The sequence below is a fragment of the Kitasatospora sp. NPDC007106 genome (assembly GCF_040634455.1).
Classification (GTDB): Bacteria; Actinomycetota; Actinomycetes; order Streptomycetales; family Streptomycetaceae; genus Kitasatospora; species Kitasatospora arboriphila.
Map to the genome: position 1 here is coordinate 1 of NZ_JBEYFP010000312.1, position 6,789 is coordinate 6,789.

Annotated in this window: 6 protein-coding genes; all 6 read right to left on the reverse strand. The window is 72.8% G+C overall.

Annotated elements, in window-relative coordinates:
* A partial coding sequence (locus ABZ641_RS21795) for an aldehyde dehydrogenase family protein (protein WP_359984086.1) occupies positions 1-1,130 on the reverse strand: 1,130 nt, incomplete at its 3' end.
* A gap of 248 nt (positions 1,131-1,378) precedes the next feature.
* On the reverse strand, positions 1,379-2,854 hold the full coding sequence (locus ABZ641_RS21800; protein WP_359984089.1) for an APC family permease: 1,476 nt from the start codon (positions 2,852-2,854) through the stop codon (positions 1,379-1,381).
* A gap of 174 nt (positions 2,855-3,028) precedes the next feature.
* Positions 3,029-3,673 (reverse strand): TetR family transcriptional regulator, encoded by a 645-nt coding sequence (locus ABZ641_RS21805; RefSeq protein ID WP_359984092.1) that lies wholly within the window; start codon positions 3,671-3,673, stop codon positions 3,029-3,031.
* A 64-nt stretch (positions 3,674-3,737) separates the two neighbouring features.
* On the reverse strand, positions 3,738-4,583 hold the full coding sequence (locus ABZ641_RS21810; RefSeq protein ID WP_359984095.1) for a fumarylacetoacetate hydrolase family protein: 846 nt from the start codon (positions 4,581-4,583) through the stop codon (positions 3,738-3,740).
* The gene (locus ABZ641_RS21815) at positions 4,583-5,530 is read right to left on the reverse strand and encodes a 3,4-dihydroxyphenylacetate 2,3-dioxygenase (protein ID WP_359984098.1); all 948 of its coding nucleotides are present in this window, start codon (positions 5,528-5,530) and stop codon (positions 4,583-4,585) included. The genes ABZ641_RS21810 and ABZ641_RS21815 overlap by 1 nt, the downstream gene beginning before the upstream one ends.
* On the reverse strand, positions 5,523-6,789 hold a 1,267-nt coding region (locus ABZ641_RS21820; protein WP_359984101.1), incomplete at its 5' end, for an aldehyde dehydrogenase family protein. The genes ABZ641_RS21815 and ABZ641_RS21820, both read right to left, overlap by 8 nt.

Here is a 6,789-nt window from a genome sequence, read left to right on the forward strand (position 1 = left end):
CCCAGGTCGAGCCGGCTGCCGCCGGTGCGCAGCCGGGCGCCCTCGTCGACCCCGGTGGCGATGTGGTCGAGGACGCGGTCGAGGTGGGCCTCGCCGACGAGGGCGCCCATCCGGGTGGCCGGGTCGAGGGGGTCGCCCACCCGCAGTTCCTCGGCGTGGCGGACCACGGCCTCGGTGACCTGCTCGGCCACGGAACGGTGGACGAGGAGGCGGGAGGGTGCGGTGCACATCTCGCCCTGGTTGAAGAAGATGCCCCAGGCGGCGGTGGCGGCGGCGCGGTCGAGGTCGGGGGCGTCGGGCAGGACGATGTTGGGCGACTTGCCGCCGAGTTCCAGCCAGACGCGCTTGAGGTTGGAGTCGGCCGCGTAGTGCAGGAACCGGCGGCCGACCCGGGTGGAGCCGGTGAAGGCGAGGACGTCGACGTCGGGGTGCAGGCCGAGGGCGCGGCCGGCGGTGGGGCCGTTGCCGGCGACGACGTTGAGGACGCCCGGCGGGAGTCCCGCCTCGGTGGCGAGGCGGGCCAGCAGCAGGGCCGAGAGCGGCGAGGACTCGGAGGGCTTGAGCACGACGGTGCAGCCGGCGGCGAGCGCGGGGGCGATCTTCCAGCTCGCCAGGGTCAGCGGGAAGTTCCAGGGCACGACGGCGCCGACGACTCCGGCGGGTTCGCGAGTGACCAGGGCGAGGGCGTCGGGGGCGACGTGCGGGGATTCGTCGGTGGTCTTGTCGGCGAGCTGGCCGTACCAGCGGAAGGTCGCGATCGCGGCGCGGAGCTCGACGGTGTGGGCGTCGGTGATGGGCTTGCCCATCTCCAGGCTGACGGTGAGGGCGAGCTCGTCGCGGTGCTCCTCCAGCAGGTCGGCGATCCGCTGGAGGGTGCGGCCTCGGTCGGCGGGTGCGAGGCGCGGCCAGGGGCCGGAGTCGAAGGCCCGCCGGGCGGCGGCGACGGCGACGTCGACCTCGTCGGCCCCGGCGTCGGCGACCTCGGCGAGGACCGCTCCGTCGCGGGGGGAGACGACCTCGAAGGTGGCGCCGTGGCCGGGTTCGTCGGCGCCGTCGACGAAGTGGAGGTACGGCAGCTTGAGGTCCTGGGCGCGCTGCACCCATTCCTGGTGCGTGGTGGCGTCGGGCATCGGCACGTCCTCCATTTTCTTTGGGGTCAAACGTCAAGATGGTGGGTGAGCGCAAGGGGCACTCGGGTAGTCGAGTTAGGGGCGCGGGGAACTGCGCAATTCGGATGTGGGCCACCGCGCGAACCAGGGGCGAGCCGGATTCGTCGGGATCGCCGCTTCGAACTGCGCAGTTCTCCCCCCAGCCTTCGGCCGGGAGGTGCCCCGACGCGCCCCCGGTCTTCTGCCCGCGCGCCCTTTGAGAACGGCTCCTAGACCTTGGCGGAGCCGCTGCGCCGGCCTCGGGTCAGCCGGGAGACGGCCGCGCCGGCGGCGAGCACCGCGGGGACGGCCAGCACCAGCCAGACGGCGGTGGCGGTGCTGCCGCCGATCAGGGTGGTGAAGTTGGAGAGGATCAGCCAGATGGCGCCGGCCAGGCCGAGGGCGCCGAGCACCGGGGCGATCAGGGTGTTCCAGAGCCGGGTGTCGAGGCGCTCGCGGCGGAAGAACACGATCACCGAGAACGAGGTCAGCAGGTAGAGCAGCATGCATGCGAGCACGCCCACCCCGCTGAACCAGGAGAACAGGGTCAGCACCGGGTCCTTGCCGAACACCGCGAACGGGACGACCAGCAGGGCGGCGATCACCGTCTGGACGCGGCCGGCGAGTGCCGGCGAGTGCCGCCGGTTGAGGGTGCGCAGGCGGTCCGGCAGCAGGCCGTCGCGGCTGAGCGAGAACAGGTAGCGGTTGGCGGAGTTGTGGAAGGCGAGGATGCCGGCGAACAGCGAGGTGGCCAGCAGGACGGGCAGGACGGTGTTCACCCAGCCGCCGAACTGTGCGGCGATGGGCGCGAAGACGAAGCCGGTGCTGTCCCCGCCGTTGACGGCCTCGGCTGCGGCGTCGGCCACGTGCGCGGCGCCGTAGGAGGAGACCAGCATCCAGGAGATGAAGGCGAAGAAGGCGGTGATCACCGTGACCGAGAGGTAGGTGGCCCGCGGCACGGTGCGGCGCGGTTCGCGCGCCTCCTCGCCGTAGATGGCGGTGGCCTCGAAGCCGAACATGGAGGCGACCGCGAACATCAGGGCGACGCCGGGTGCGCCCTTCAGCGCGGCGCCGGGCGAGAAGCTGTGGGCGAGGTCGAGTCCCTGCGGGCCGCCGCCCTTGACCAGGGTGACCAGGCCGAAGGCGAGCAGGATGCTGGACTCGGCCAGGACGAAGACGGCGAGCACCTTGGCGCCCATCTCGATGCCGAGGGCGCCGAGCACCTGCACCACGGCCATGGTGGCCAGCGCCCAGATCCACCAGGGGATGTCCACCCCGGCGTACTGGGCGACCAGGCCGTTGACGGTGGCGCCGTAGAGCCCGTACATCGCGGCCTGGACGGAGCAGTAGGCGAAGAGGGCGACCGCGGCGCTGCCGGCGCCGGTGGCCCGGCCGAGGCCCTTGCCGATGTAGGTGTAGAAGGCGCCGGCGTCGACGACGTGGCGGCCCATGGCGACGAAACCGACGGAGAAGAGCAGGATCATCGCGCCGACGGCGGCGTAGGCCGCGGGGGCGCCGGCGCCGTTGCCGAAGGCGATCGCGATGGGCACGGCGCCGGCGATGCCGGTGAGCGGTGCCTGCGCGGAGAGGACGAAGAAGAGGATGCCCAGGACGCCGAGGGCGTTGGGCTTGAGTCGGCCGGCGCCGGCGGGGGCGGGGGCGGTTTCCTGCGTGGTGGGGTCGGATTCGACCGTCTGACTGTCCACTCGGATCACCTGCTGGGGAGAGAGGCTACTGTTTAGAGCCAAACGAGTTGCCTCATCCTGAGGCGAAACTATCCACTTGGCAAGGGGTTCGGGACGCGGACTTCCCAGCGGGCGGGTCAAGACTCGGTCACGGGCCCGCGGTGTCACCGAGCGCGACGCCGCAGGCCCCGGGGGTCACTCCGGTCGGCCGGCGCCGCCGTCCGCGGCCGGCCCGCCGTCGCCGTCGCCGCCGAGCAGCTGCAGCAGGGAGCGCAGCCGCCCGAGCGCGGCCTCGGTGACCTCGGGCTCGCCGAAGACGAGTTGATGCAGCACCAGGCCGTCCAGCGCGGCGAAGACGAGCCTGGTCAGGCCCTCGTCCGCGTCCTCGGGGAGCATCCGGGCCAGCTCGCGCCGGGTGGCGTCGAAGTACTCGTCGTAGAGCGCCCGCACCTGGGTGAGCAGCTCGGGCCTGCGCCGGGCCTCCAGCAGCAGTTCGTACTGGAAGGCCTGGGTGTCGGGGTCGGAGCTGACCATGTCCGCGATGCCGGCGGAGAAGTCCGCGAGGCTGCCGGTGCCGGTCTCCAGCGCGCTGGTGTTGAGGCTGGTGCGGACGGTGTGGGCGAGCGCCTCCTCGATGAGGGCGTCGCGCGAGCCGAAGTGGTGGACGACCAGGCCGTGGGTGACCCCGGCCTGCTCCGCCACGGCGCGGTAGGTGAGCTTGCGCAAGCCCCCCCGGGCCACCACCTTGACGGCGGCGTCGAGCAGCGCCACGCGTCCTGCACCGTAGTTGACCTGCTTGCGCGCCTTGCGCGGCCGACCCGTCCCGGCTGTCTCCGTCATGCCGGTGACCCTACAAGGCGGGCCGGCTCCGCAAGGCGGGTCGGCGACCGGCCGGCGGCCACGGTCAGCGCTTCGGGGGACGGATCCCGCGGAACTCCCAGTCGCCGCCGAGCGCGGTCGACAGGACCTCCTCCGACTCCGTCGGCTGCGCGCCCACGTCGGTGCGCACGGGCGTCGGCCCGGAGACGATGCGGTTGCCGAGCCGGCCGAGCCCCTCGACCTCCACCTCGACGAAGTCGCCCGGCCGGACCGGCCGGGAGTTGGCGGGGGTGCCGGAGAGCAGCACGTCCCCGGGGTTGAGGGTGATGGTGCGGGCGATGTCGGCGACGAGGTAGTGCATGTCCCACTCCATCTCGTCGGTCGAACCGTCCTGCACCACCTCGCCGTTGACGTAGGTGCGCAGCGACTTGCCGCGGAAGTCCCAGTCGGTGACCAGTCCGGGGCCGAGCGGGCAGAGCGTGTCGGAGCCCTTGACCCGCAGCATGGATCCGGCGTCGGTGTCGCGGAAGTCGTGCAGGCCGTAGTCGTTGGCGACGGTGTAGCCGGCGATGTACTCCCCCGCCTCGGCGGGCGCGATGTTGCGGGCCGTCCTGCCGATGACGATGGCGACCTCGCCCTCGTAGTTGAGCCACTTGCAGCCCTCGGGGCGCACGATCGCGCCGCCGTGGGAGTTCAGCGAGGAGGTGGGCTTGTGGAAGTAGGTGGGCGCGGGGCCGAGCCCGATGCGGAACTCCTCGACCCGGCTGCGGTGGTTGAGGTGCACGGCGATGATCTTGCTGGGGACGACCGGGGGGAGGTGGTGGGCGTCCTCGACCTTGACCCGGCGGCCGTCGCCGGCGACGAGCTCCTCGCCGTCGCGGACGACCTGGACGGCCGCCCCGTCCAGCAGGATGCGGCGGTACTCGGGCATCAGAAGTCCTCTCCGTGGGGGTCGACGTGGTGGTGGGGGTCGTGGCGGACGGGGGTCCGCGGGGCCGTCCAGCCGGCGGCGGGCCGGTCGAACCACAGGTGGGCCTGGCCGGTGCCGATCGAGTTCTCGTACTCGCCGTACTGGCGGGCGCGTGCGGTGCAGGCCCGTTCGCCCAGGGCCCCGGCCATCATCAGGTAGTGGAAGAAGCGGGCCTCCGGCTTGTACCGCCAGAACTCGTCCATGGTGTCGAGCACCAGGTCGTGGCGGCCCTGCTGGAACCAGGCGATCCGTTCGAGGTCGGCGGCGCGCGCCTCGGGGGTGAAGATGTGCCTGGTGTCGCTGGACTCGTGGTCGCGCAGCTGGCGCAGCGGCCAGAAGGTGTGCGAGAGGGCGCCGGAGGCGACGACCAGGACGCGCCGGCCGGGGGTGGCGGCGATGCCGTCGGCCAGGGCCCGGCCGAGCCGCAGGTGGTCCTCCATGTCGCCGGTCTGGCAGACCCCGACGGTCACCCAGCGCTTGTCGGGCAGGCCCTCGCCGAGGTACTTCCAGAGGTTGATGGTGGCGTAGTAGACGGGCAGGTAGGCGTCGTCGATCGGGGTGATCCAGGTGCCGTGCTTCTCGGCGAACTCGGCGACGTTCCGGGCGAGTTCGGGGTCGCCGGGGTAGTCGTAGGGCATCCGGGACATGCCGCGCGGCAGCTCCTCGGAGGTGAACAGCCCGGCGCGGCGGTCCTGGGCGGTGACGACGAACTCGACGGTGGTGGCCCAGTGCGAGTCGAGGACGACGACGGTGTCGTAGTCGTCCCGCTCGAAGACCTCCCGGCGCAGCTGCTGCAGGCCGGTGACGAGGCTGATCTCCCTGCCCTCGTTCAGCTCGCGCCGGGTCGCCTCGGGCAGCATCACGGTGGGGACGTGGGCCAGCAGGCCCGCTCCGACGATCTCACCCATGGTCGGTCCAGCCCTTCGGTGCGGTGACGGTGTTCTTCAGGTCGCAGTAGAAGTCGAAGCTCCAGTCGCCGCCCTCGCGTCCGACGCCGGAGTGGCGGGCGCCGCCGAAGGGGGCCCCGAGGTCGCGGACGAAGAAGCAGTTGACCCAGACCGTGCCCGCGACGAGCTGCGCGGTGACCCGCTCGGCGCGCTCGCGGGAGCCGGTGGCGACGGTGGCGGCCAGGCCGAAGCGGGTGTCGTTGGCGAGCCGGACGGCCTCGTCCTCGGTGCGGAAGGTCTGCAGGGTCAGGACGGGTCCGAAGACCTCCTCCTGGACGATCTCCGAGTCCTGGGCGACGTCGGTGAGCAGGGTCGGCGCGTAGTACTGCGCGTCCTTGCGGTGGCCGCCGACGACGGCCCGGGCGCCGGCGGCGACGGCCCGGCGCACGAAGCCGTCGATCTTCTCCAGCTGGCGCGGGTGGACGGTCGGCCCGATGTCGGTGGCCTCCTCGCGCGGGTCGCCCTGGACGAGCCGTGCGGCCCGCTCGGTGAAGCGCCGGGTGAACTCCTCGACGACGCCCTCCTCCACGAGCAGGCGGGTGGCGGCCAGGCACACCTGGCCGGCGTTGTCGTACTGCTCGACCGCCAGGTCGGCCGCGAGGTCCAGGTCGGCGTCGGCGAAGACCAGCAGCGGCGACTTGCCGCCGAGTTCCAGGCTCAGCGGGGTCAGGTTGGCCGCGGCGGAGGCGGCGATCCGCTTCGCCGTGGGGACGGAGCCGGTGAAGCTGATCCGGCGCACGTCCGGGTGCGAGGTGAGGGCGTCGCCGATCTCGGCGCCGAGGCCCTGGACGACGTTGAGGACGCCGGCGGGCAGGCCGGCCTCGGCGGCGATGTCGGCGAGCAGCGAGGCGGTGAGCGGGGACCACTCGGCGGGCTTGAGGACGACGGTGTTGCCGGCGGCGAGGGCGGGCGCGACCTTCCAGGTGGCCAGCATCAGCGGCGCGTTCCACGGGGTGATCAGCACGCAGGGGCCGGCCGGGTCCCAGGAGACGTGGTTGGTGTGGCCGCGGGTGTCGAAGTCCTCGTGGTCCAGGGTGAGCAGCCGGTCGGCGAAGAAGCGGAAGTTGTGCGCGACGCGGGGCATGACGCCGCGCCGGTGGGAGCGGAGCAGCGCGCCGTTGTCGTGGGTCTCGACCTGGGCCAGGTCCTCCAGTCGCTTCTCCACGCCGTCGGCGACGGCGTGCAGGATGCGGGCGCGCTCGGCGCGGGGGGTCGCGGCC